The organism is Roseateles sp. P5_D6 (assembly GCF_054049415.1).
Map to the genome: position 1 here is coordinate 1 of NZ_JBFUMK010000005.1, position 24908 is coordinate 24908.

At 68.0% G+C, this 24908-nt stretch carries 24 protein-coding genes and 1 pseudogene; 7 read left to right on the top strand and 18 right to left on the bottom strand.

The genetic code is table 11. The features are described from left to right. Positions 1 to 182 (top strand): hypothetical protein (locus ACXJKM_RS07600; protein WP_457351383.1); only part of this gene is annotated, 182 nt, incomplete at its 5' end. Positions 183 to 353: 171 nt separating this feature from the next. Here ACXJKM_RS07600 and ACXJKM_RS07605 read toward each other — a convergent pair. From ACXJKM_RS07605 to ACXJKM_RS07625, 5 genes are all read right to left on the bottom strand, one after another. Continuing rightward, entirely contained in the window at positions 354 to 1865 is a 1512-nt protein-coding gene (locus tag ACXJKM_RS07605) for a tripartite tricarboxylate transporter permease (RefSeq protein WP_056192690.1), read from the bottom strand. A 7-nt stretch (positions 1866 to 1872) separates the two neighbouring features. Then, positions 1873 to 2337, bottom strand: coding sequence for a tripartite tricarboxylate transporter TctB family protein (locus ACXJKM_RS07610; RefSeq protein ID WP_056192693.1), 465 nt, complete (start codon positions 2335 to 2337; stop codon positions 1873 to 1875). A gap of 104 nt (positions 2338 to 2441) precedes the next feature. After that, positions 2442 to 4223 (bottom strand): GspE/PulE family protein, encoded by a 1782-nt coding sequence (locus tag ACXJKM_RS07615; protein WP_457351385.1) that lies wholly within the window; start codon positions 4221 to 4223, stop codon positions 2442 to 2444. A 14-nt stretch (positions 4224 to 4237) separates the two neighbouring features. After that, positions 4238 to 5011: a spermine/spermidine synthase domain-containing protein gene (locus ACXJKM_RS07620; RefSeq protein ID WP_457351386.1), complete on the bottom strand. Its 774-nt coding sequence runs from the start codon at positions 5009 to 5011 to the stop codon at positions 4238 to 4240. A gap of 36 nt (positions 5012 to 5047) precedes the next feature. Beyond that, the gene (locus ACXJKM_RS07625; protein ID WP_457351388.1) at positions 5048 to 5608 is read right to left on the bottom strand and encodes a DNA-deoxyinosine glycosylase; all 561 of its coding nucleotides are present in this window, start codon (positions 5606 to 5608) and stop codon (positions 5048 to 5050) included. Positions 5609 to 5626: 18 nt separating this feature from the next. Between ACXJKM_RS07625 and ACXJKM_RS07630 the strand changes: the two genes are divergently transcribed. Beyond that, positions 5627 to 6436 carry a mechanosensitive ion channel family protein gene (locus ACXJKM_RS07630; RefSeq protein ID WP_056193115.1) on the top strand — a complete coding sequence of 270 codons (810 nt, stop codon included), beginning with the start codon at positions 5627 to 5629 and terminating at the stop codon, positions 6434 to 6436. 13 nt (positions 6437 to 6449) lie between these two features. Continuing rightward, complete coding sequence (locus ACXJKM_RS07635) at positions 6450 to 7271, top strand: MOSC domain-containing protein (RefSeq protein WP_457351390.1); 822 nt, start codon at positions 6450 to 6452, stop codon at positions 7269 to 7271. Here ACXJKM_RS07635 and ACXJKM_RS07640 read toward each other — a convergent pair whose 3' ends face one another. Genes ACXJKM_RS07640 through ACXJKM_RS07655 form a run of 4 tightly spaced genes read right to left on the bottom strand, consistent with a single transcriptional unit; the run spans position 7272 to position 10883 of the window. Continuing rightward, positions 7272 to 8081: a TatD family hydrolase gene (locus tag ACXJKM_RS07640; RefSeq protein ID WP_457351392.1), complete on the bottom strand. Its 810-nt coding sequence runs from the start codon at positions 8079 to 8081 to the stop codon at positions 7272 to 7274. A 15-nt stretch (positions 8082 to 8096) separates the two neighbouring features. After that, positions 8097 to 8951, bottom strand: a complete 855-nt coding sequence (gene purU / locus ACXJKM_RS07645) for a formyltetrahydrofolate deformylase (RefSeq protein WP_457325487.1) — start codon at positions 8949 to 8951, stop codon at positions 8097 to 8099. Further along, complete coding sequence (lolD, locus tag ACXJKM_RS07650; protein ID WP_457351394.1) at positions 8948 to 9634, bottom strand: lipoprotein-releasing ABC transporter ATP-binding protein LolD; 687 nt, start codon at positions 9632 to 9634, stop codon at positions 8948 to 8950. The genes purU and lolD overlap by 4 nt, the downstream gene beginning before the upstream one ends. Then, positions 9627 to 10883: a lipoprotein-releasing ABC transporter permease subunit gene (locus ACXJKM_RS07655; RefSeq protein ID WP_457351396.1), complete on the bottom strand. Its 1257-nt coding sequence runs from the start codon at positions 10881 to 10883 to the stop codon at positions 9627 to 9629. Before ACXJKM_RS07655 ends, lolD begins: the two co-directional genes overlap by 8 nt. An 88-nt stretch (positions 10884 to 10971) precedes the next feature. Here ACXJKM_RS07655 and ACXJKM_RS07660 point away from each other — a divergent pair, with 88 nt between their 5' ends. Then, positions 10972 to 11508 (top strand): histidine phosphatase family protein, encoded by a 537-nt coding sequence (locus tag ACXJKM_RS07660; RefSeq protein WP_056192718.1) that lies wholly within the window; start codon positions 10972 to 10974, stop codon positions 11506 to 11508. Here the strand turns inward: ACXJKM_RS07660 and ACXJKM_RS07665 are convergent. The 6 genes and pseudogenes from ACXJKM_RS07665 to uraH form a co-directional block, all read right to left on the bottom strand. Next, positions 11505 to 12344: an HDOD domain-containing protein gene (locus tag ACXJKM_RS07665; protein WP_056192721.1), complete on the bottom strand. Its 840-nt coding sequence runs from the start codon at positions 12342 to 12344 to the stop codon at positions 11505 to 11507. The two genes, ACXJKM_RS07660 and ACXJKM_RS07665, sit on opposite strands and share 4 nt — an antisense overlap. A 339-nt stretch (positions 12345 to 12683) precedes the next feature. After that, positions 12684 to 13979, bottom strand: coding sequence for a glycerate kinase type-2 family protein (locus tag ACXJKM_RS07670; protein WP_457351398.1), 1296 nt, complete (start codon positions 13977 to 13979; stop codon positions 12684 to 12686). A gap of 7 nt (positions 13980 to 13986) precedes the next feature. Next, positions 13987 to 15165 (bottom strand): urate hydroxylase PuuD, encoded by a 1179-nt coding sequence (locus tag ACXJKM_RS07675; protein WP_457351400.1) that lies wholly within the window; start codon positions 15163 to 15165, stop codon positions 13987 to 13989. Between the two features lie 131 nt (positions 15166 to 15296). Then, positions 15297 to 16682: pseudogene (locus tag ACXJKM_RS07680) on the bottom strand (methyl-accepting chemotaxis protein); the annotation flags it as partial. A gap of 352 nt (positions 16683 to 17034) precedes the next feature. Beyond that, on the bottom strand, positions 17035 to 17802 hold the full coding sequence (xdhC, locus tag ACXJKM_RS07685) for a xanthine dehydrogenase accessory protein XdhC (protein ID WP_457351402.1): 768 nt from the start codon (positions 17800 to 17802) through the stop codon (positions 17035 to 17037). Further along, positions 17792 to 18145 carry a hydroxyisourate hydrolase gene (uraH, locus tag ACXJKM_RS07690; protein WP_056192733.1) on the bottom strand — a complete coding sequence of 118 codons (354 nt, stop codon included), beginning with the start codon at positions 18143 to 18145 and terminating at the stop codon, positions 17792 to 17794. Before uraH ends, xdhC begins: the two co-directional genes overlap by 11 nt. A gap of 32 nt (positions 18146 to 18177) precedes the next feature. On the opposite strand from uraH, the gene puuE reads away from it, so the two are divergent. The 3 genes from puuE to ACXJKM_RS07705 are packed head-to-tail and all read left to right on the top strand — an operon-like array spanning position 18178 to position 22111. Continuing rightward, positions 18178 to 19143, top strand: a complete 966-nt coding sequence (gene puuE, locus ACXJKM_RS07695) for an allantoinase PuuE (RefSeq protein ID WP_457351405.1) — start codon at positions 18178 to 18180, stop codon at positions 19141 to 19143. Continuing rightward, a complete protein-coding gene (uraD, locus tag ACXJKM_RS07700) occupies positions 19140 to 20888 on the top strand; it encodes a 2-oxo-4-hydroxy-4-carboxy-5-ureidoimidazoline decarboxylase (protein ID WP_457351407.1) in 1749 nt (582 codons plus the stop codon). The genes puuE and uraD overlap by 4 nt, the downstream gene beginning before the upstream one ends. Continuing rightward, complete coding sequence (locus ACXJKM_RS07705; RefSeq protein WP_056192742.1) at positions 20885 to 22111, top strand: M20/M25/M40 family metallo-hydrolase; 1227 nt, start codon at positions 20885 to 20887, stop codon at positions 22109 to 22111. The genes uraD and ACXJKM_RS07705 overlap by 4 nt, the downstream gene beginning before the upstream one ends. Position 22112: 1 nt before the next feature. Here the strand turns inward: ACXJKM_RS07705 and ACXJKM_RS07710 are convergent, their stop codons facing one another. The 3 genes from ACXJKM_RS07710 to ACXJKM_RS07720 are packed head-to-tail and all read right to left on the bottom strand — an operon-like array spanning position 22113 to position 24818. After that, positions 22113 to 23393: a hypothetical protein gene (locus tag ACXJKM_RS07710; RefSeq protein WP_457351409.1), complete on the bottom strand. Its 1281-nt coding sequence runs from the start codon at positions 23391 to 23393 to the stop codon at positions 22113 to 22115. Continuing rightward, positions 23393 to 24181, bottom strand: coding sequence for a hypothetical protein (locus ACXJKM_RS07715; RefSeq protein WP_457351411.1), 789 nt, complete (start codon positions 24179 to 24181; stop codon positions 23393 to 23395). Before ACXJKM_RS07715 ends, ACXJKM_RS07710 begins: the two co-directional genes overlap by 1 nt. A 4-nt stretch (positions 24182 to 24185) precedes the next feature. Next, positions 24186 to 24818, bottom strand: a complete 633-nt coding sequence (locus tag ACXJKM_RS07720; RefSeq protein WP_457351413.1) for a hypothetical protein — start codon at positions 24816 to 24818, stop codon at positions 24186 to 24188. Positions 24819 to 24908: the final 90 nt, after the last annotated feature.

The window sequence follows — 24908 nt, forward strand, 5'->3', positions numbered from 1 at the left end:
TTGATCTGCTTTCGCAGCATCGTCAAGTACTTTGCGAAAATTTCTTTTCAGAACTCTTCAGCACCCAACGAACTCTCCAGCTCGCCATCCAGACCTTTCAGCCCAGCTCCACCAACCACCTCACAACCATCCGCCGTTCCCGACAAGCGCTGCGTTGTGATCAGCGAAGCCCACGACTGTAGCATAGGTTTTTCGGATGCGGAAGCCACGCCAGTTCTTTTACTGGATCAGCAGGCGGGAACGTATTCAATCGACGTTGGCTTGCAATGCTCGCCGTCCGGACGCTGCGAGTCCGGCCAACGACCGCGGACGACCGACGTCAAGGCAAGAGTCAGGCAGGCAGCGGGCGACCGTCACGCCTCTTCGTGGAAAGCTTCCTCGCGCTTGCTCTTGATGGACGGCAGCATGACGACGACGATCATCAGTGCCGCTGCAATCAGCAATCCGGCGGATAGTGGACGGGTCAGGAATGTGCTCCAGTCGCCCCGCGCCAGCAGCAGCGCCCTGCGAAGGTTCTCTTCCATCATAGGCCCCAGAATGAAGCCCAGCAGCAGCGGCGCCGGCTCGCAGCTCAGCTTGTAGAAGACGTAGCCCAGCAGCGCAAACGCCGCAGTCATATAGACGTCAAAGCTGTTGTTGTTCAGCGAGTAGGTGCCAATGCAGCAAAAGACGACGATGGCCGGAAAGAGAAACCGGTAGGGCACTGTCAGCAACTTGATCCAAATGCCGATCAGAGGCAGGTTGAGCACGATCAGCATCAGATTGCCGATCCACATCGATGCGATCAACCCCCAGAACAGCTCCGGGTTGCTCGTCATGACCTGAGGCCCCGGCTGAATGCCCTTGATGGTCATGGCACCCACCATCAGCGCCATCACAGCATTTGGCGGAATGCCAAGCGTGAGCATCGGAATGAAAGAGGTCTGCGCACCGGCGTTGTTGGCGCTTTCTGGGCCGGCGACCCCTTGGATGGCGCCTTTGCCGAAGGGCACACGAGGATTGCGGACGACTTTCTTCTCCAAGGTGTAGGACGCGAAAGAGGCCAGCAGCGCGCCGCCACCGGGCAACACTCCCAGCACAGCGCCGAGGGCCGTGCCCCGCAGCACCGAAGGCCAGGCCTCCTTGAAGTCTTCCTTCGTCGGCCACAGGCCTTTCACCTCCTTGGTGAAGACCTCGCGATGTTCTTCGGGCTGACCCAGATTGGCGATGATTTCCCCGAAGCCGAACACGCCCATGGCGATGACCACGAAGCCAATGCCGTCAGTCAATTCAGGAACATCGAAGGAGAAGCGCGCCGTGCCGGTGATGACGTCGGTGTTGATCTGCCCGAGCAGCAGGCCAAGCACGATCATTGCAATGGCCTTGATGAGCGATCCCGACGCGAGCACAACGGCGCCGACCAGGCCGAGCACCATCAGTGAGAAATACTCGGCCGAGCCGAACTTGAAGGCCAGCTCGGTCAGCGGCGGCGCGAAGGCCGCGATGATGATGGTGCCCACGCAGCCGGCGAAGAAGCTACCCAGGCCGGCGGCCGCGAGCGCCGCACCGGCACGGCCGCGCCGGGCCATCTGATAGCCGTCGATGGCCGTCACGACGGAGCTGGACTCACCCGGCACATTGATCAGGATGGCCGTCGTCGAGCCTCCGTATTGAGCGCCGTAATAGATACCGGCCAGCATGATCAGGGCAGGTGTGGCGTCCAGCGTGTAGATGGACGGCAGCAGCATCGCGATGGTCGCGACGGGCCCCAGACCGGGCAGCACGCCAATAAGCGTTCCCAGCACCGACCCGAAGAAGCAGTACATCAGGTTCTGCAGCGTCAGCGCCGTATGGAACCCAAGACCCAGATTGTTCAGCAGGTCCATGGTGCCCTCAGCCCGTGATGTAGATGGGCCAGAGCGGGATGGTCAGCTTCAGGCCAAGGATGAACAGCGCCCAACTGCCGACCGTCAGCACAACACTGCTGATCAACACATCACGCCAGTGGAACTCATTGCCGGCCAAGGCGGACAACGTGATGAGCAACGGCAGCGTGCAGGCCAGCCCCAGGCGGGGCAGCGCGACGCCGAAGACGGCGATGGCGGCGACGATGATGAGCAAAGGGCGCCAGGCAATGGCGCCGATGGGATCGCCGCCTTCTGATTCCAGCGTCAACGCCTTGAAAAGCACGAGGCCGCCCAGCAAGGCCAGCAGGATGCCCAGGCCGAAGGGGAAATAACCCGGGCCTGGTCGGGCCGAGGTGCCGAAGGAGTATTCCGTCGAGCCCCATGCGAACGCCACGCCCACCACCAGGAACATCAGCCCGGACCAGAAGTCCCGCTGGCTTTTGATCTTCATTGCTTGTCGCCTCCGGCGCGCCGCGGGCGCGCGTTTTCTTGCCGGTGATTCTGGCAGTCGGGTCGACGCTGCCCGACTGTGGATTACACGTAAGACAAGAGAGACTAGCCTTCCCAGGACGGCGTGCTGCGCAACACCTCCTCCACCGTCGTCACCCCTTCCGCCACCTTCATCGCGCCGGCCAAGCGCAGTGGGCGCAGGCCCTCCTGCATGGCCTGACGTCGCAGCGCGGCCAGGTCAGCGACCGAGGCCTTGACGCCTTCTGAAACGGTCAACAGTTCGTAAAGGCCAGCACGGCCGCGAAAACCCGTATTGCGACATTCCAGGCAGCCCACCGGCTTGTAGGGCTTGACGCCTCCACCCAGGCGCCAGTGCCGCACCAGCTCATTGAGGTTCTCCCGCGTGACCATGGGGTCGGGCTGCTTGCAGTGCGGGCACAGGGTGCGCACCAGCCGCTGGGCCAGCACACCAATGACGGTGGCGCTGATCAGATAGCTCGGCACGCCCAGGTCCATCAGCCGCGTGATTGCCGATACCGAGTCGTTGGTATGCAAGGTGCTAAAGACGAGGTGACCCGTCAACGCGGCCTGGATGGCCATCTCGGCCGTCTCCAGGTCGCGAATCTCGCCGACCATGATGATGTCCGGATCCTGGCGCATCAACGCACGCAGGCCTTCGGCAAAACCGAGATCCAGCACATTCTGCACCTGGGTCTGGTTGAAGGCCGGCTCGATCATCTCGATGGGGTCTTCGATGGTGCAGACATTGACCTCTTCGGTCGCCAGGCGCTTGAGCGTCGAGTACAGCGTCGTCGTCTTGCCGCTGCCGGTCGGGCCGGTCACCAGGATGATGCCGTGGGGCTGCTTGACCAGGCTCTCCCAGCGGTCGGAGTCGTGCTGGCCGAAGCCCAGGGACGACAGATCCTTGACAGCGGTCTCGGGGTCGAAGATGCGCATGACCATCTTCTCGCCGAASGCGGTCGGSAKCGTCGACAGSCGCATTTCGACTTCGTCGCCGGYTGGGTTGCGSGTCTTGATGCGGCCATCCAGCGGGCGGCGCTTCTCGACGACGTCCATGCGGCCGAGCAGCTTGATGCGCGAGGTCATTGCGCCCATCACCGTCGGTGGCAGCTGGTAGACCGTATGCAGCACGCCGTCGATGCGGAAACGGATGACACCCATCTCGCGGCGCGGTTCAAGGTGAATGTCCGATGCGCGCTGGTCGAAGGCGTATTGCCACAGCCAGTCGACGACCTGTACGACGCCCTGGTCATTGGCATCGAGCTGCTTGTTGGTCTTGCCGAGTTCGACAAGCTGCTCGAAGCTGGCCACCTGGCTCTGCTCGCCCGCCTTGGCTGCGGCGCGTACCGAACGTGCCAGCGTGAAGAACTCGGTCGTGTAGCGCGCGATCTCCAGCGGGTTGGCAATGACGAGCTTGATGGGCTTGCGCACATGCGACTCAATCTGCGCGACCCAGCTGATGTCGAAGGGCTCGGATGTCGCGATCGTCACGTCATTGAGGCCGAACTGCACCGGCAGGCAGCGCTTGGCTTCGGCATAGCCGATGGACATCACGTCGCCGACGCGGCCCACGTCCACCTTCAGCGGGTCGATGCGCAGATAAGGCAATTTGGCGCGCACTGCCAGCCATTCGGACAATGCGTCCACATCCAGTGGCTTGCCAGTCGACAGGCGCACCAGAGCGGCGTGGCCCAGGCGAACGAGGGGATGCAAGGCGCTATCGCCGGCCGCGAAGCGCTGCTCCGTGCGCTGGACCTGGCTTTCGTCGATGAGGCCATCCTCCTGCAGCCAATGCAGCAGCTGGCGCCATTCCAGGCGGCCTTCAGTCTTCGTGGGGGCAGCCAGTGGCTTGGACTTGGTCGACATCGAGGCTCGGCTTCTCAAAGGGCGTTGAGGATGCTCATCGGCAGCGGCCGCACCAGCCTAAGCCATTTGCGGGCCGGCAACTTGAAGCGCGATTCGATATTAGCTGCGCGCTGCTCCAGGATGTCACGATGTGGCACCTGCACGCCGCGCGCCGCGACGACGACGGTGTTGCCCTCCTTGGTGGGCGCCAGGCTCCAGACCTGATCCGACCCGAAGGCCTTGGCGATACGCAATGCGCTGCGCGCAAAGCTCGCGCTGCGACCGAACAGATTGACCGTCATCAGCCCGCCGTCCGCCAGCACGCCGCGGCAGGCGGCGTAAAAGGCCTCGTCGTCCAGCACGGGCGACGCCGCGTCATGGTCGTAGAGGTCCACGTTCAACACATCCACCGTCTGCAGGTTGGCGTCGTCGTTGACCCAGGCCGCGGCGTCGCCGTTGACGACGCTCAACCGGGCATCGTTGCCCGGCAGACGGAACCACTGCCGGCAGGCGGCGATGACCTCGGGGTTGATCTCCACCGCCGTCGTGCGCATCTTCAGCTGGCCATGGCAAAAGCGCGTCAGCGCCGCGGCGCCCAGGCCGAGTTGCACGGCATGGCCTTCGCCCAGTGCGGCCGGGTCCCGCCACAACATCCAGGCGCACATGCGCTGGATGTACTCCAGCTCCAGCTGATCCGGCTTGCGAATGCGCATCGCACCTTGCACCCAGATCGAGTCCAGGTGCAGAAAACGCACGCCGTCGAATTCGCTCAGCGTCGCCGGGCCCCAGGTCGTTGGCTTGGGCTTCATCGCCCGGCCGTCAGCAGTCTTGTCATAGGCGGGATCCTAGGCCACCAGATACGGCGCCAGCCCGGCCCGCCAGGCGGCGATCTTGTCTGCCAGGCTCAGGCCGGCATGCGCTGGGCTCGTCGACGGCAGTCGCAGCACGGGCAAGGCCACGTCGCCCAGGGCCAGCAGCGTCTGCCGGTGAGCGAGCGCGCCGTTGCAGGCAATCGCGCGCAGCTGCGGCAGCCGGGTGACGAGATCCATCAGATCGCTCGGCTCGGCGGCTTCGATGGCCGTGTCCAGGCTGCCCTCGCGCCGGCAGGCAGCCACGGCGTCCCACAGCGCCACACGGCCGCGGCGCAATGCCTGCAGGCGCTCGGCATAGGGCCGCGTCGCCAGATCCGGTTCGCCCAGCAGCGCCGCCATGACGGGCCAGAAGGCATTGCGCGGATGCGCGTAGTACTGCGCTGCCTGCAGCGAAGCAGCGCCGGGAAAGCTGCCGAGCACCAGCAGGCGGGCCTGGGCGTCAAACACCGGCGCGAGGCCGACAAGACGCTCGTTTTCGGGGTTTGGAGGCCTGGCAAACACGGCCGGCAGCTGCGACGATGCGCGGGTTTTCACAGGGAGTGACTCGACATGATGAATACGGAAGCCATCTGGCTGTTTCTCAGCACCCAGGGCGTGGACTTCGGCTTGAAGATTCTCGCGGCCATCGCGGCCTGGGTCGTGGGCCGGTGGCTCATTTCAATCGCGCTGCGCGTGTTCTCGGCGGCGCTGGAGCGCGGCAAGCGCATCGACTCGACGCTGGCCACCTATCTGCGCTCCATCCTCAGCGTGCTGCTGAACCTCGTCCTCATCCTCGCGATCCTGGACATCTTCGGCGTCAAGACCACCTCCTTCGCCGCCTTGCTGGCCGGCGCGGGCCTGGCTATCGGCACCGCCTGGGGCGGGTTGCTGACCCACTTCGCGGCCGGTGTCTTCATGCAGGTGCTGCGCCCCTTCAAGGTGGGCGACTTCGTGCAGGCCGGTGGCGTGACCGGCACGGTGACCGAGATTGGTCTCTTTGGCACCACCATCAACACGCCGGACAACGTGCACACCCTCGTCGGCAACAACACCGTGTTCAGCAGCGCCATCCAGAACTATTCGGCGCAGGCATTCCGCCGCGTCGACTGCCTGGCCAAGGTTGCCAACAGCGTGGACCCGCTGGACGCCATCGCGCGGCTGCGTCCGGCCATCGCGGCCATTCCCAATGTGCTGGCCAAGCCGGCGCCCGATATCGAGATCCTGCAGTTCACGCCCGAAGGCCCGCTGCTGTGCGTGCGGCCGTACTGCCACACGGACCATTACTGGCAGGTCTACTTCGACACCCACAAGGCCGTCGTCGCGACCTTTGGCGCCGCCGGCTACCCGGTGCCGGAGACGCCCCTCGCGCCGCGCAATCGCTGAACCTGGAGAAACCATGGCTGACCTGACCGCCCGCGTCGCCGGGCTGTGGCGCTACCCCGTCAAGTCGTGCGCCGGCGAAGCCGTCAATACCCTGCTGCTGGACGGCGACGGCTGGCCCGTGGGCGACCGCGGCTGGGGCATCGTCGACGCGGGCGGCGAGCTGACATGGATGGGCGCGCACCCACGGCTCGCGCTGGTCCACGCCCGGTTGGTGTGCTCGGACCTCGAGTTGCAGGCCTTGGGCCGGTCGTTGACGGTGCCCGGCGAAGGCGGCGACGCGCTGGAAGTGCGCGGCTGGAACGGCGAACGCCAGGACTTCGACGTGCTGCAGGTCTGGGATGCTGGCGAAGACGCGGCCGCGCTGCTCAAGGCGACCACGGGCGAGCCGCTGCGGCTGGTGCGCTTGAGCATTGAGGCACAGCGCCGGCCCATCCTCAATGCCCTGCACATCGTCGGCGAGGGTTCGCTGCAGTCCTGGCAGGACGCCACGGCCCAGCCGCTGAACGAGCCGGCACAGCGCGCGCGACCCAATCTGCTGCTCAGTGCCGAAGACGGCGGCGACCTGCCGCCTTTCATCGAGGACATCCTGGTCGAGGCCCGCATCGGCGCACTGACGCTGCGCCGCACGACGGTCTGCGTGCGCTGCATCGTGCCCACCGTCGACCCGTCCACCGGCGAGCCCCAGCCGCCTGCGCTGGACGCGCTGACCCGGCTCAGCGCCGAGCGCGCCCCGGGCGCACCGGTGCAGTTCGGTGTCTATGCGCGTGGCGACGGCGCGGGGACCCTGCGCATCGGCGACCGCGCCGAACTCGTGCTGAACTTCGCCGGCGCCTGATCAGCGCAGCCGCGGCAGCGCGGCGCGCGCGTTGGCGCTGGTGATTGCCGCCGTCTGCTCAAGCGTCCAGCCGCGCAGCTCGGCCAGGCTTTCGGCAATACGCGGCAGCTCGGCCGACTCGTTGCGTGCCTGGCCTGGACTGGTTTCGCGCTGTTCGGCGGTCTTGTAGAGCCACTGTGGCGGGATGTCCGGCGCATCAGTTTCCATGACCAGCGCCGTATCCGGCACGCCGGCTGCAATGCGGCGGATCTGCAGGGACCGCTCGAAAGTCAGCGTGCCGCCGAAGCCGAGCTTGAAGCCCAGGTCGATGAAGGCTTGCGCCTGCTGCTCGCTGCCGTTGAAGGCATGGGCTATGCCACCGTGCGTGAAGCCGACACGGCGCAGGCCGGCCAGCAGCTTGTCGGCGCTGCGCCGCACATGCAGCAGCACCGGCAGGCCGGCGCGCTTGGCGAGCTTGAGCTGCTCGACGTAGAAATGCTGCTGGGTGTCCGGGTCGATACCTTCGACGAAATAGTCCAGGCCGATCTCGCCGACGGCGACGAGGCGCGGATCGGCATGATGCGTTTCCAGCGCTTCGGCAAGCTTGTCAAGGTCCCCATCGGCAGCCCCCATCACGCACAGCGGATGGATGCCCAGGGCGTAGCTGAAGTCGTGCTGGATGGCCAGCAGGCGCACCGTATCGAGGTTGTGCGCATCGACGGCGGGAATGACGATCTGCGTGACGCCGGCGGCCCTGGCACGCGCGACGACGGCGTCGCGGTCAGCGTTGAACTCGGCCGCGTCGAGGTGGCAGTGGGTGTCGATCCACATGCCTTCCCTTGTATCTCAGCGGAAGACGACCGTGCGGTTGCCGTTGAGCAACACCCTGTGCTCCGCGTGCCACTGGATGGCTCGCGCCAGCGCCACGCATTCCATGTCGCGGCCGATGCCCACGAGCTGCTCGGGCGGCATGCTGTGGTCGATGCGGGCGACTTCCTGCTCGATGATCGGGCCCTCGTCGAGGTCGCTGGTCACGTAATGGGCCGTCGCACCGATCAGCTTGACACCACGCTCGTAGGCCTGGTGATAGGGCTTGGCGCCCTTGAAGCTGGGCAGGAAGCTGTGGTGGATGTTGATGGCCCGGCCGCTCAGGTCGCGGCACAGCTCGGGCGACAGGATCTGCATGTAGCGCGCCAGCACGACGAGGTCGATCTGGTTTTCGGCCACCACTTCGCGGATCTTGGCTTCCTGCGCCTGCTTCTGTGCGTCGGTGGCGCCCAGCAGCGGGAAGTGGTGGAAGGGAATGTTGTGCGAGGCCGCGAGCTGATAGAAGTCGCGGTGGTTGGAGACGATGGCCGGGATCTCGATGGGCAAGTGCCCGGTCTGCACGCGGAACAGCAGATCGTTCAGGCAATGGCCGAGCTTGGACACCAGCAGCAGCACACGGGTCTTGCGGGCGCGGGCCACCAGCTCCCAATCCATGTCGAACTGGGCGGCGAGCGGCGCAAACGCGGCCTGCAGCGCACCCTCTTCAGCCTTGGCCTCGAACTCGATGCGCATGAAGAAGCGCGCATGGTCAGCGTCACCATGCTGGTGGGAGGTCAGGATGTTGCCGCCTTCGCGCAGCAGCACACCGGTGACGGCATGCACGATGCCGGCGCGGTCGGGGCATGAAAGCTTGAGGATGAATCGCGGGGTCATGCGGGAGTCGTTTGGAATTGCCCCGCCACCAGGCGCAGCTGCCGATCGCAGCGCGCCGCCAGGTCGCGGTCATGGGTGACGAGAACGAAGGCCGTGCCGGACTCGCGGGCGCGCTCCAGCATCAGCTCGAAGACGACCGCGGCGGTGTCGCGGTCGAGGTTGCCGGTGGGCTCGTCGGCCAGCACGCAGGCCGGGCGGGTGACGAGGGCCCGGGCGATGGCCACGCGCTGGCGCTCGCCGCCCGACAGCTCGGACGGGCGGTGCTGCGCGCGGTCCTTGAGGCCGACGCGGGCCAGCATCTCGGCGGCCGTTTCGCGCGCCTGGGCAGGCGTCTGGCGGCGGATGCGCAGCGGCATCGCSACGTTGTCCAGCGCCGAGAACTCGGGCAGCAGGTGGTGGAACTGGTAGACGAARCCSAGSTGCYGGTTGCGCCAGCGGCCACGCTCGGCCTCATCCATGGACGCCAGCGACCGGCCCATCAGCGTGACGGCGCCCGAGGTCGGAACGTCCAGGCCGCCGAGCAGATGCAGCAAGGTGCTCTTGCCCGAGCCCGAAGCACCGACGATGGCCAGCGTCTCGCCGCGCGACACATGCAGGTCCACGCCCTTGAGCACGGTGACGTCCAGGCCGCCTTCGCTGAAGCGGCGGGTCAAGGCCGTGGCCTGAAGAATCTGATCACTCATAACGCAGCGCCTCCGCSGGSTKCACGCGGCTGGCGCGCCAGCTKGGGTAGAGCGTGGCGAGGAAGGACAGGGCCAGGGACACCAGCGCAATCGGCACGATGTCGCCTTGCTGCGGGTCGCTGGGCATCTGGCTGATGACGTAGATGCTGCCCGGCAGGAAGCTGACGTTGAGCAGGCGCTCGATGGTGGGCACGATGACGTCGATATTGCAGGCCACCAACAGCCCCAGGCCCACGCCAGACAGCGTGCCGATGACGCCGGCCACCGCGCCCTGCACGATGAAGATGCCCATGATGGAGCGCGGGCTGGCGCCGAGCGTGCGCAGGATGGCGATGTCGCTCTGCTTGTCGGTCACGGTCATCACCAGCGTGGACACCAGATTGAAGGCGGCCACCGCGACGATCAGCGTCAGGATGATGCTCATCAGGCGCTTCTCGATCTGCACGGCGTCGAACCAGTTGGCGTTGGAACGCGTCCAGTCACGCACCAGGATGTCCGGGCCCAAGGCGCCCTTGAGTTCGGCTGCCACGCGGCGGGCGTCGTGGACGTCACGCAGCTTGAGCTGCACGCCGGTCGGGCCACCGGTGCGGTAGAGCTTGGCCGCGTCGTCGATGTGGATCAGGGCCAGGCCCGAGTCGTACTCGTAGTGGCCGGCGCTGAAGGTGCCGACCACATTGAAGCTCCTGTATCGCGGCGAGGCGCCCATCGGCGTGACCTGGGCGCCGGGCGCGACGACGGTGATTTTGTCGCCCACACCCACGCCCAGCTGGCGTGCCAGCTCCGCGCCCAGCACGATGTTCCAGGCGCCGGGCTGCAGTTGGGCGAAGACGCCGTCCTTGAGCTGCGCACCGAGGCCGGTGACCGTCGCTTCCTCGGCCGGCGAGATGCCACGGATGATGGCGCCGCGCATATCCTCGCCGCGCGCGATCAGGCTCTGGCTGGCGACAAACGGCGCCGCACCCATCACCTCGGGGTTCTGCCTGGCCTTGGCCGCCGTGACCTGCCAGTCCGGCAGCGCCTGGCCTGTGTACTCCAGCAGCTCAATGTGGGCGATGACGTTGAGCATGCGGTCGCGCACTTCCTTCTGGAAGCCGTTCATCACCGACAGCACGATGATCAGCGCCGCCACGCCCAGCGCGATGCCCAGGATGGACACGCTCGAGATGAAGCTGATGAAGCGGTTGCGCCGCCCGCCGCGGCCGGCGCGCGTGTAGCGCCAGCCGACCTGGAGTTCAAACGGCAGGGTCATGAGGCTTTGCAAAGGCGTACGGCATGGGGCCGGGATGGTAACTGGCAGGCCGTGGCGAGAATGGCACCCGACCTCTTCTGGAATCGCGATGAAGCCCTTGTCTGTCCTGCTGCCAGCCTGTCTTCTGACATTCGCCCTGGCCGCCCCGGCCGCGGCCGCGCCCGATCTCGTCATCCTGGTGCGCCACGCCGAGCGCGCCACCGAGCCCACGGGGGACCCCGCGCTGACGCCCGCTGGCGAGCAGCGCGCCCAGGCCCTGGCCCAGGCGCTGGCCGGCCTGCACGTGAACAGCATCCTGACGACGCAGTTCCGCCGCACGCGCGACACCGCCGCACCGCTGGCCAAGGCGCTGGGCCTGCAGCCGCGCGTGGTGGACGCCAAGGGTGCCGCCCATGTGCAGGCGGTGGCCGACGCGGTGCGCGCCCAGACCGGCGTGGTGCTCGTCGTCGGCCACAGCAACACCGTCACGGCCGTGCTGGCAGCGCTGGGCGGCCCGAAGCTGGCGGACCTGTGCGAGACGAGCTTTCATCACGCCTTCTTGCTGCAGCCAGCAACCGAGCCGCCGCGCTGGGCGCAGTTCAGCTATGGCGCGCCAAGCGGAGCGCCCGAAGCGAACTGTCTCTAGTGCAGCATCTGCTCCACCTCGGCCGCCGGGTCGCCGGTGGCGGCGATCTTGGCGGCGAGCAGGTCCAGGTCCAGATGCAGGTGCTCGATCAGCTCGGGCACGGCCACCTTCAGCGCATGCACGGGCTCGTCATGGTGCTCGGCGGCATCCGCCAGCACCTCGGCCACGTGCAGCACGGCCGCGATCAGCGAGAAGGGGCGGATCTCCAGCGGCGTGTTGGCGTCCTTGAAGGCCTCCACCATCGCCTGCGGGAAATGCCAGTGCGCAGCCAGCGACGCAGTCACGTCGGCATGGGTGCAGCCGAAGCGGTGCTCCTCCAGCGAGAAGCGGCTGCCGGGCTCGGCGGCATGGGTCTCGACGTCGGCCACCAGATGCGGCTCGTCCAGGGCCATCAGCAGCTGGCCGGTGCGCAGCATCAGCCCCGCGAGGTAGGCGGTGTCGGCCGTGGCCGCATCGGCGCCCAGCATGCGGGCCAGGATGCGCGCGTAGTTGGCCGTGGCGACCCCGTGGCGCCAGAAGGTGGCCCTGTCCAGGCCCTGGACCTTGGGAAAGGCGCCGCTCAGGCAGGCGGCCATGGTGAGGTTGCGCAGCGTCTCCAGGCCCAGCGCATGGGCGGCGTCAATGACGGTGGCGATCTGGTGCGCGGGGCTGTAGTGCGCCGTGTTCGCCAGGCGCAGCACCTTGGCGGTCAGCGCTGCGTCCTTCTCGATCAGCGCGGCGATCTGCGAAATGCCGACGTTGTCGTCGTCGAAGCTCTTCAAGAGCCGCGAGGCCACCTCGGGCATGGTCGGCAGGGCGTTGTGCCTGACGAAGAAACGTTCGGCAGCTGCACTCATCTTTGACCTCCGGGGTGATGACAGTCGGGCCAGTCTAGGACGAAGGCCGCGGACTCGCCACGGACTTCACGTCAGGGCCTGTTAACACCACGGCAATGGGCCGCGAAGGCTAGCCGCCAGGGGCCAATCAAGGCGCAGCGCGCCGCCCGCACTCATGTGCGGGCCAGCGGTGCAACGCCGAGTGGCCCCTGGCGGCTAGCCTTCCCTTCGGGTTGCGGCCGGAAAGGCCGCGCGCGGCGTTGCAAAATCCTCGCCGGGCACCCAGCCCGGCTGCGATTTGCGCCTTGCTCGCGGCCTTTCTGGCCACAACGCGGCCCGTTGCCGTGGCGTTAACAGGCCCTAAACGATCAGCAATGCGCGGAAGTCATTCACATTCGTGAAGCTCGGCCCCGGGACGAGCAGGTCGCCCAGCGGCGCGAAGAAACTGGCGCTGTCGTGCTCGTCCAGCAGGGCCTGCGGATTGAGCCCCAGGGCGCGGGCGCGGCCCAGGCTGCTGGGAGTCAGCAAGGCACCGGCATGGGGGCCAACACCGTCGATGCCGTCAGTGTCGGCGGCCAGCGCATGGACGCCGGGCTCGCACTGCAGGGCCAGCGCACAGCCGAGCAGGAACTCGGTGGCGCGGCCGCCTTTTCCAATTGCGGCCGCGAGCCGGCTCGGGTCGACGGTCACCGTCGTTTCGCCGCCGGACAGGATCACGCAGGGCCTGGCAAAGGGCTCGCCGCGGCGTGCGACGGCGCGAGCGAGCGCCGCATGCATGCCGCCGACCACGCGCGACTCGCCTTCGATCTCGTCGCTGAGGATGTGGGCGGCGATGCCCTGCTCGCGGGCAAAGGCGGCGGCCGCCTCCAGGCTCATTTGCGGCGTGGACAGCATGACGAGTTCATGGCCGGCTTGGGCGAAGTCACCGGGCTTGGGCGTCTCGAAGGTGCCCGACTCGAGTCCGGCGCGGGCGGCGGCGGGCAGTTCGATCTTGTAGCGCCGGCAGATGGCCAGCGCATCGGCGCAGGTGGTCGGGTCGGCCACCGTCGGGCCGGAGGCGATGACGGCCGGGTCGTCACCGGGCACGTCGCTGATCGCCAGCGTCAGCACCCGCGCCGGCGCGCAGGCCGCGGCCAGCCTCCCGCCCTTGACGGCCGACAGATGCTTGCGCACGCAGTTCATCTCGTCGATGGCCGCGCCGCTGTTCAGCAGGGCGCGGTTGATCGCCTGCTTGTCGGCCAGCGTCAGGCCGGGCGCGGGCAGGCTCATCAAGGCGGAGCCGCCGCCGGAGATCAGGCAGATGACCAGGTCGTCGGCAGTCAGGCCGAGGGTCAGGGCCAGCAGCTTCTCGCTGGCGGCCAGGCCGGCGGCGTCCGGCACTGGATGAGCCGCCTCGACGACCTGCAGCCGGCGCGGCTTGTAGTTCGGCGGTACATGGCCGTAGCGGGTGATGACGAGGCCCGACAGCTTGGCGTCGGCCGGCCAGGCGGCTTCCAGCGCCTGGGCCATGGAACCGCCCGCCTTGCCCGCGCCAAGCACCAGGGTGCGGCCCTTGGGCGGCGGCGGCAAATGCGCCGCCAACACCCGCCCGGGCAGCGCGCGCGCGACGGCCACGTCATAGAGCTGCCGCAGCAGCGCGCGCGGGTCCAGGCTCATGCCAGGCTCATGGCTGCTGAGCCCAGCGGCCGATCAACGCGCGCTCTTCTTCCGTCAGGCCGGTCGCGTTATTCAGCGGCATGGCGCGCTGCACGATGACCTGCTGGTAGATCTGGGCCTTGTGGGCGCTCAGGCCCTCGGCCGAATCCAGCCGCACGCCCTTCTGCGCCACCTCGCCGGTATGGCAGGCCAGGCAACGCTGGGCGGCGATCGCCTGAACCTGCTCGAGCGTGACCGGCGCGGCCGCGGCGGCCTGCGGCGCGGGCGCCATTCTGACGATGAGCCCACCGATGAGTAATGCTGCCAGGCCCAGCGAATCCCAGCCGTTCACGCCCTTGTGCCGCTTCACGAAGAAGATGCGGATCGACACGCCCGCGGCCATCAACACGCACAGCACCAGCCAGTTGTCCGGCCGCTGGTACAGCATGCCGTAGTGGTTGCTGAGCATGGCRAWCAGCACCGGCAGSSYGAARTAGGTGTTGTGSACGCTGCGCTGYTTGCCGCGCTGGCCATAGATGGGGTCGGGCTTCTGGCCGGCACGCATCTGCGCGATGACCTTCTTCTGGCCCGGGATGATCCAGTGCGCCACGTTGGCCGTCATCATGGTGGCCAGCGTCGCGCCGACGATCAGGAAGGCCGCGCGGCCGGCGAAGAGATGACAGGCCAGCCAGCTTTCCAGCGCGACAAAGGCAGCGACGACGGCCATCACGCGGCCGTCATTGCCGATTTGYCCATCCTTGGTGCGGCCGAGGGCCTGGCAGGCGATGTCATAGACCGCCGAGCCGACGACCAGGAAGCCCAGCGCCGCCGCCACGGCCTGCCAGGGCGCGCCCCAGGTATGGACGCGCGGGTCGATCAGCATCTGGCTGGCATTGCACAGGTAGAGCACGACGAACAGCGCAAAACCGCTCATCCACGTCCAGTAGCTCTCCCAATAGAACCAGTGCAAGTCCTGCGGCAGGTTGGCCGGCGCCACCATGTACTTCTGCGGGTTGTAGAAGCCGCCGCCGTGCACGGCCCAGAGTTCGCCGTCCACGCCCTTGGCCTTGAGGTCATCGGCGGTCGGCCTGACGAGGTGGTTGTCCAGCCAGACGAAGTAGAAGGACGCGCCGATCCAGGCGATGACGGTGATGACGTGCAGCCAGCGCAGCAGCAGGCTGGCCCAGTCGAGGAGGTAGATATCCATGAGCGGTGGTGTTCTCGCACGGCCCCACCACGGCGGGTGCTGTGGGGCCCAGGGGTCGCGTCAGCGCAGGCTCAACGCCTCCGACACCGCTGCGACAGGGCGGAAGTGTATGCAGCAGCGGCGCCTTGGCGTCAGCCCTTCTTGAACCCGACGTAGGCCACGCCGATCACCGCACCGCGGCCGTCCTTGATCGGGCTGTAGCAGGCATCGAACCGTTTGCCCAGCACTTCCACTTCGCCGCTGAAGGACTGGCCCCGGCTGATCGTCTCGTAGGCCTTGGCTCGCGCCAGCGGCGTACCCACGCCGCGCGTGCCCTCGGGCGTGAGCACATTGGTGCTGATGCGCACGAACTCGTCGCCGGACTTCACGAACACCGTGGCCGTGGCACCGGTCTTTCGCTTGAGGTCGTCCACCAGCTCGTAGTCGTTGTTCAGCTTGCGCGCGCCGAAGTAGAGGCCGGGCACCTGCTTGCCGCCTGACGTTTCAGTGCCCCGGAGCTCGGGCGCACCGAGTTGTGCCAGGCGCGCCTGCATGTCGGCGATGAGGGCCTGGGGGTTGCCGGCTGCGTGCAGCCGGAAGAACGCAACGGCGCCGACGAGTTGCTGCGCCTGATCGCGCAGGCTTTCGGCAGCGGCGGCGCTCTGCTCCACCAGGGCGGCGTTCTGCTGCGTGCTGCGGTCCATCTGGACGACGGATTCGCCCACGTCGTTCACGTGCCTGGCCTGCACGGCGCCAGCGGCGCTGATCTCGTTGACGATGCGGTCCACCTTCTGAATGGCGTCCACCACCTGCTGCATCGTCTCGCCCGCGCCGTCCACCTGCCGCGAGCCCTGCTGCACCTGCTCGCCGCTGTCGGCAATGAGCTGCTTGATCTCCTTCGCGGCGTTGGCACTGCGTTGCGCGAGGCCACGCACTTCGCCGGCGACGACCGCAAAGCCTCGGCCCTGCTCACCCGCGCGAGCCGCCTCCACTGCGGCATTGAGCGCCAGGATGTTGGTCTGGAAGGCGATGCCGTCGATGACGCTGATGATCTCGGCGATGCGTGCCGAGCCGTGGCTGATGGCCTGCATGGTGCCCACCACCCCGCCCACCACGGCACCGCCGCGCTCGGCCACGCCGCAAGCCGTCGTGGCCACGCTGCTGGCATCGCGTGCATGGTCCGCACCGAGCAGCACCTGCTGGCGCAGCGTCTCCATCGCGCCCGCCGTGCGCTGCAACTCAGCGGCTTGCAATTCGGTGCGGTGGGAGAGGTCGGTGTTGCCCGTGGCTATTTCGGCGCTGGCCATGGCCACGCTCTCGGCGCCCTCGCGCACCTGGGCGACAACCGTGATGAGCCGCTGCTGCATCTGCGCCAGACCCGCCATCACGCTGGCCTGGTCGCCGGGTTTGACGGGCACGTGGTGGGTCAGGTCACCTTGGGCAACATACTGCAGTTGCTGCGCCACGACGCGCGGCTCGCCGCCCAGCTCGCGCAGCAGCGCACGCGACAGCACGACGGCCAGCGCCACGACGGACAGGAGGCTGGTGATCAGCAGGCTCCAGATGAGTGCCTGCCCCAGCGATTGCAGCGCCGCCACGCCGAGCGCCACCGTCAGCATGACCAGCCAGCCGAAGGCCAACCCAAGCTTGTGCGCGGTCGACAGTCCGGCCCGCTTCTCGTTCAACGCCATGTCAATTCTTCGTGCACGCGCCAACCGCAGCAGGCGCCGCCGCCGGCGTCGAAAGAACGGGTTGGGCCATCAAAATCTCCGTGTCGGGGCGCATGAGTGCAAACAGCAAAATTGATCCTGCAGCCCGGGAGTATTGGCTGCATCCGAAGGTGCCGAAAGCTCGACGCCGGCGTTGTAACACCGCGTGCCGCGATTTAGTTCACGGCAATGCAAGAACCTGTGCCAACGCCGCAATTGCGATGACCGCCGGCTGTTTGCCCGCCACGCCGGGCACCCCGATGGGGCATACGACGCGAGCCAGGTCGGCCTCCGTGAACCCGCGGGCCTCCAGGCGTTGACGAAAGCTCGCCCATTTGGTGCGGCTGCCGATCATGCCGATGAAGACCAGGTCGCCCCGCTCGCGCTGGCGCTTCAGGCAGGCGGCAATGATCTCGAAGTCCTCGGCATGGTTGTGGCTCATGACGAGGACGGCCGAACCAGGGGAGAGATCGTCGACAGCATCGGCCGCTGGATCGCAGACCTCCTGGCGCCAGCCGAGCTCGGGCGGTTGATCGGGAAACTGGTTATCGCGGCTGTCGATCCAGTGCAGCGCAAGCGGCAGGTCGCGGGCGATGTGGGCGATGGCCAGGCCGACATGGCCGGCGCCAAACAAGGCCAGGGGCCGCTGCGGTGGCTGGGGCACATGGGCGGCCAGGTCTTCGCCCGCTGCGACGCGCTCGAAGGCCAGCCAGACCACGCCGCCGCAACATTGGCCCAGGCTGGGGCCGAGGGGATAGCGCACCTCCGCCTCCAGTTCGTCGCCATCCAGCGCCCGGCGGGCGCGGGCAATGGCGTCGAACTCCAGGTGGCCTCCGCCCACGGTGCCGGTGATGCCATCCGGCGTCACCGCCATCCAGGCGCCCTCCTCGCGCGGTACGCTGCCGGTGGTGCGGGCGACCGTGACGAGGATCAGCGGTTCAGCTGCCACGGTAGGTCGAGTAAGCCCAAGGCGATGCCAGCAGCGGCACGTGGTAGTGGCTGTCTTCATCAGCAATGCCGAAGTCCAGCGGCACCTCGTCCAGAAAAGCCGGCTCCGGCAACACCGTGCCAAGGGCGCGGAAATACGCAGCCACCTCGAAGACGAGGCGGTAGCGACCCGCTGTCAGGGCCGCACCGTCCAGCAGGGGGCCGTCGGCGCGGCCGTCCCCATTCAGGTGCAGGCTGCGCAGCCACTTGGGGCCTTCGGCGTCGAAGCGGTACAGGCGCACGGCCATGCCGGCGGCGGGGCAGCCATTGGCGGTGTCGAGAACATGTGTTGTGAGCTTGCCCATGGAATCTCCGTCGATTGATGCAAAGTGTAGGGATGAGCACGCCCCATCAGCCCCGGTATCCCCGCGACCTCGTCGGCTATGGCGAGAACCCGCCCCACGCGCAATGGCCCGGCAGCGCCCGGGTGGCCGTGCAGTTCGTCCTCAACTAYGAAGARGGCGGCGARAACTCSGTGCTGCAYGGYGACGCCGGCWSCGARCAGTTYYTGTCCGAGATGGCCAAYCCRCCCAGCTTYSCSGMSCGGCACCTSAGCATGGAARGCATCTACGAGTACGGCTCGCGCGTGGGCGTGTGGCGGCTGCTGAAGGAGTTCGAGCAGCGCGCGCTGCCGTTGACGATCTTCGGCGTGGGCATGGCGCTGGAGCGCTCGCCCGAAGTGACCCAGGCCTTCGTCGAGCTCAACCACGAGATCGCCTCCCACGGCTGGCGCTGGGTGCACTACCAGAACATCGACGAGGACACCGAGCGCGCCCACATGGCCCAGGCAATGGCAAGCCTCAAGCGCCTGACGCTGGGCCGTGACCCGCATGGCCTGGGCTGGTACACCGGCCGCGACAGCCCCAACACCCGCCGCCTGGCGGCCGATTTCGGCGGCTTCGACTACGACAGCGACTACTACGGCGACGACCTGCCCTTCTGGCTGCAGGTCAGGAAGACCAATGGCGAGCTGGCGCCGCACCTCGTCGTGCCCTACACGCTGGACTGCAACGACATGCGCTTCGCCCTGCCTCAGGGCTTCAGCCATGGCGAGCCCTTCTTCGAATACCTGCGTGACAGCTTCGATGTGCTCTATGCCGAGGGCGCCGACAGCCCGAAGATGATGAGCATCGGCATGCACTGCCGCCTGCTCGGCCGCCCGGGCCGCATGCGGGCCCTGCAGAAGTTCCTGGACCACATCGAGGCGCATGACCGCGTCTGGGTCTGCCGGCGGCTGGACATCGCGCGACACTGGAAAACCGTTCACCCCTTTGACGCCAAGACGGCCTTCGTCTGGGAATGATGAAACTCGACGACCTCAACAACGCCAGCGCCGCGGACTTTGTCGCGCTGCTGGACGGCACCTACGAACACTCCCCCTGGATCGCCGAGCGCGCTGCCGCGGCACGCCCGTTCAAGTCGCTGGCTGCGCTGAAGGTCGCGCTGGCCCGTGTCGTACGCGAAGCGACGGTGGATGAACAGCTCGGCCTGATCCGCGCCCATCCCGAGCTGGCCGGCAAGGCCGCCGTCGCCGGCAAGCTGACGGCCGAGTCGACGAACGAGCAGCAGAAAGCCGGGCTGACGGCCTGCACGCCCGAGGAGTTCGAGAAGCTCCAACTGCTCAATGCGAAGTACAACGAGCGGTTTGGCTTTCCCTTCATCCTGGCGGTGCGCGGGCCGCGTGGCACGGGCTTCGCGCGCGCCGAGATCATCGCGACCTTCGAGCGCCGGCTGCGCGCCCACCCCGACCTGGAGCGCGCCGAGTGCCTGCGCCAGATCCATCGCATCGCGGAGATCCGACTGAATGACAAATTTGGCGTTCGGCCCGAGCTGGGCGAGCAGCTGTGGGACTGGGCCGCCCAGTTGGCCGTTCACAGCGAGGCCGAGGACTTTCTGACCTGCACCTACGCCACGCCCACGCACACGGCCGTTGCCGAGCAGCTGATGGCCTGGATGCGCGATTGCGGCTTTGACGAGGTCAGCCGCGATGCGGTCGGCAATGTCGTGGGCGTCTACAACGGCACGGGCGCCGACAAGCGGTTGCTGACTGGCAGCCACTACGACACCGTGCGACGCGCCGGCCGCTTCGATGGGCGGCTGGGCATCTTTGTGCCCATGCTGGTCGTGCGCGAGCTGCAKCGCGCCGGCAAGCGGCTGCCSTTYGGCSTCGAGGTKGTGGGCTTCTCCGAGGAAGAGGGTCAACGCTACCCAGCGGACTTTCTCGGCTCGAGCGCGCTGATCGGCGCCTTCCAACCCGCCTGGCTGGACCAGACCGACGCCGCCGGCATCACGCTGCGGGATGCGATGCAGGCCGCCGGCCTGCCGGGCACGCTCGAAGCCATTGCCGGCTGCAGGCGCGACCCGTCGCGCTACCTCGGCTTTGTCGAAGTCCATATCGAACAAGGCCCGGTGCTCGACAGCCTGGACCTGCCCCTGGGCATCGTCACCAGCATCAACGGCAGCCGCCGCTACACCGGCGAGATCATCGGCCTGGCCAGCCACGCCGGCACAACGCCCATGGGCCAGCGCCGCGACGCCGCGGCGGGCGTGGCCGAGTTGATCCTGTTCACGGAACAGCGGGCCGCAGCGGTGCCGGACGTCGTCGGCACGGTCGGTATGCTGGAAGTGCCTTCGGGCTCCATCAACGTCATCCCCGGCCGGTGCCGATTCAGCCTGGATCTGCGCGCGACGACCGACGAAGCACGCGACGCGCTGGACGCCGACGTGCGCGGCAAGCTCGACGAGATCTGCCAGCGCCGCGGCCTGAGCTTCACGCTGCAGCCGACGATGGCCGCCAATGCCGCACCGAGCGATGCCGCCTGGCGGTCGCGCTGGGAGGCCGCCGTCACCGAACTCGGCCTGCCCATTCACCGCCTGCCCTCGGGCGCCGGCCACGACGCGATGAAGATGCACGAACTGCTGCCGCAAGCGATGCTGTTCGTGCGCGGCGGCAATGGCGGCATCAGCCACAACCCGTTGGAGTCGGTGACGGTAGATGACGCCGACCTGTCCATCCGGGCATTTGAACGTTTGATCGATACCCTATGACTCAGAACCGCATTGATGCCTGGATCAGCGAGAACCTCGACGACGAAGTCCGCTTTCTCCAAGCCCTCGTCCGCATCCCTACCGACACCCCGCCCGGCAACAACGCGCCGCACGCCTACCGCACGGCCGAGCTGCTGGCGGAACTGGGCTTCGAGGCAGAGAAGCACACCGTGCCCGCCGCCGAGGTGCATGCGGCCGGCATGCAGTCCGTCACCAACCTGATCGTGCGCCATCGCTTCAGCGAGGACGGCCCGACGATCGCGCTCAACGCCCACGGCGACGTGGTGCCCCCGGGCGAAGGTTGGACGCATGAGCCGTACGGGGCAGAGATCGTCGACGGCAAGCTCTACGGCCGCGCCAGCGCGGTCAGTAAGAGCGACTTCGCGACCTACACCTTCGCGCTGCTGGCTCTCAAGAACTCGGGCCTGCCGCTGAAGGGTGCCGTCGAGCTGCACTTCACCTACGACGAGGAATTCGGTGGCGAACTCGGCCCCGGCTGGCTGCTCAGGCACGGCCTCACCAAGCCCGACTACCTGATCGCGGCCGGCTTCAGCTACCAGGTCGTCACGGCCCACAACGGCTGCCTGCAGATGGAGGTGACGCTGCACGGCCTGGCTTCGCATGCCGCCTATCCGAGCACCGGCATCGACGCGCTGCAGGCCGCCAACAAACTGCTGACGGCCCTCTACGCGCACAACGACGTGCTGAAGATGCGCCGCTCCGAGGTGGCCGGCATCACCCACCCCTACCTGAACGTCGGCCGCATCGAAGGCGGCAGCAACACCAATGTCGTGCCCGGCAAGGTCGTCATCAAGCTGGACCGCCGCATGATTCCCGAGGAGGACCCGGCCGCCGTCGAGGCGGAAGTGCGCGCGCTGATCGAGAACACGGTGGCCCAGAGCCCCGGCATCAAGTTGGACATCAAGCGCCTGCTGCTCGCCAACTCCATGAAACCACTGCCCGGCGCCGCGCCCCTCATCGCCGCGATGCAGAAGCATGGCGAGGCGGTGTTCGGCGAGCCCATCCCGACCTCGGGCACGCCGCTGTACACCGATGTGCGCCTGTACACGGCCCACGGCATCCCGGCCGCCATCTACGGCGCCGGGCCGCGCACGGTGCTGGAGAGCAATGCCAAGCGGGCCGACGAGCACCTGGTGCTGGACGATCTCAAGCGCGCCACGCAGGTGGTGGCACGAGCGCTGGCAGAGCTGCTGGCCACCTGACTCAGCCGCCCAGCACCTGCTGGCGCGTGGCCAGCTCTTCGGCGGTGAAGGGGCTCCAATCGGGCCGCTGCGCGTAGAGCCGGTACAGGGCCTTCAGGTTGGCGCGCACCAGCGTGTCGTTCGGGTCCAGCGCCAGCACGGCCAGCAGTTCGTCGGCCAGCACCTTGGCCGACGCCCCATCCAGCGGCCGCTGTGCCGCCATCATGACCGCGGCTGCCTGGCGCGCCGCGGCGCCGCCGGGCAGGCGCTGGGCGGCCAGCATGAACTGGCGGCCTGCGGCGTCGCGCTGCTCCGCAACCCAGGCCAGCTGGCCAYGCAGGCCGGCAGCCACGGCCCAGGCGTTGGGGGCCAGCTCCGCGGGCACGGCGCGCTCGTAGCGGGCCAATGCCGCGAGCGCCGCGTCGGCCATGGGCTGGCGCTGCGCGGTGGGCACGCCGCCGGTGCGCAGCCGCAGCCAGCCGGCCACGCCCTCGGCGAAGTCCAGTTCAGGCAGCCAGCGCGACAGCGACCACTCCGGCGTGTCGTCACCCGTGCGGGCACGCACCCAGCCCGCCGGCAGGCCGGGCCGCATGGGTGCCAGGCGCAGCCAGTCGCCGCGCGACTCGGCCACCCAGTAAGGGAAGCTCTGGTTCGTGGAGCGGCCGATCTCCACGCCGGGCGCGTCGAGGTCGGGGGCGGGCCGCACACGCAGCGCTGCGCGGAAGGCGGCATCGATGCGCGCCAGGTCCTCCAGCCGGATGCGGCGCGGCGCAAAGGACAGCGCCTGCGCGGGAAGTGCCGCCTGCAACTCCAGCGTCGTATCACCGGCGCGCAGTGGCACCTTGAGCACCTCGGGCACGAGGCCATCGACGCCCTGGCGCGCGAAGCGCAGATAGCTCTGCAGGAAGATCTCGCCATCCTGCTCGAACAGCCGCCCCCACAGCACGACGACGCCCTGCCCCGCCTTCAGCCGGCCACTGGCCACGCCGGTGCGGCTGACGCGGTTCAGCACCTGGTCCACGTCGCAGACGCGGCCGGGCTCGGCCACCAGGTCCACCACGCCGATGGAGCCGAACTTCAGCATGGACATCAGCAGCTGCAACTGGGCCAGCGCGGACATCTGCCGGCTGGCGTCCTGCAGCGCCTGCGGGCCGGCCTGGGCGCGCCAGGGCAGCACCAGGGCGTTGACGGCCGCATCGCTGAACACGACGGGATCGGAGCAGGGCCGGATGTCCATCGCCAGCAGCCGCAGCGGCAGCAGGGCGAGCGACAGCGCCAGCAGCGCGTTCTGCAGGCGGCGCATCACTCGGCTCCCGCGCAAGGTTGGGCCGCCTGCTGCAGGCGCAGCGGGCCGGTCTTGGGGTAGGCCGCGTCGGCGAGCGCGTCGTGCAGCACGCGGCTGGCGCTGCCCCGCACGAAGTCGCGCAGCGCGGCCAGGTCGGTCTTGCTGCGACCGGCCAGCGGGCGCTTGAGCATGGCGCCCAGCAAGCTGCTGGCACGGCACAGATTGGCGTAGGCCGGCTCGTAGGCGCGTTCGCGCAGCAGCTTCAGGCCCAGGGCGCTGGCGATGAAGGCGTCCAGATCGAGCGGCTTGGAGATGAGCTGCACGGCGTCCTGCGTGGGCGCGGCGCCGGCCTCGGGGTAGCGCAGGCGCTGCAGGCCGGTCGGTACGGTCTCACGCTGGTCGGCCGCAAAGCGCAGCGGCACCAGCAGATAGTTGATCTGCGCGCTCAGCACCGGTGGCGTGCCATCGCGGTCGACGACGCCCCAGACCTCCAGCAGCACGCGCTGGTCATTGAGCTGCTCGACGACCTCAGCACTGAACTCGCTGCCGTCCAGTGCCGGCGCCCGCTTCGGGCAGGCGCGAAAGGCCACCGGCGTCGCGCCCGGGTTGATCCAATGCTCATCGCGCTCCTGATCCAGCTCGAACTGCAGCTTATTCAGGAAGCGGTCGATGGCCGCGCGGTCCGGCATGGCCGCGCCACTGGGTTCACTGAGCAGCACCGTGAAGCGGCCCGATGCCGGCGCGCAATTCACGACGGCGGCCTGCGCCTGGGCACAGAAAAGCAGGGCGAGCAAGGCGACTCTCATGGCGTCACTCCAGGTTGCTGATGGCTTCGTCCACGGTCTGCTTCAGGCGCGGATAGGCCTCGGCGGGCGCGGCGATGTCGCCGCCGACGCGCTGGCGCAGCTCGTCGGGCTTGCCGGCCACCGCGGCGTTGACGAAGTCGCGGTAGCGGCGTAGCTGCGGCAGGGCCTTGGTGCAGCCGTTGTCGCCAATGAGGCCGACGAGGGTGCGATGGGCGCCGATGTCGTAGTGCTGGTTGCGCTTGAGCAGCAGCGGCGGCAGCACGCGGCACAGCGTCTGCGGCTCGCGCACGGCCATGGCCTCCAGGCCGCGCGTGGCGGCAACGGCGTGCAGGTCGGGGCGGCGCAGCTCCATCAGCAGGGCCGGCAGCGCCGGCTCGCCGAAGGAGGCCAGCACGACGGCGGCGTTGTTGAGCTTGCCGAGGTCTTCCTCCTCGGTGAGCTTCTGCAGCACCGCCAGCATTTCCTTGGTGTAGCTCAGGTCAAGCTGGCGCTGCTTGATGGCCAGGTCCACCGAGTCCTTGATCCAGAAGCCCAGCACCAGCACGACGACACTGGCCAACAGCTTGGGGGCCTCCGCGCCCATCCAGCCGAGGATGCGGGCGGGCCAAGGCTTGGGAGGCGATGCCGGGGCGTCCATGGCGCAGTGTGGGCCGCCGACGGGCCGGCGCGCAATCCCACAGGGGTACGGCATCCTCTCGGCAGCGGATCGCGATGGGAGTGACGTCCC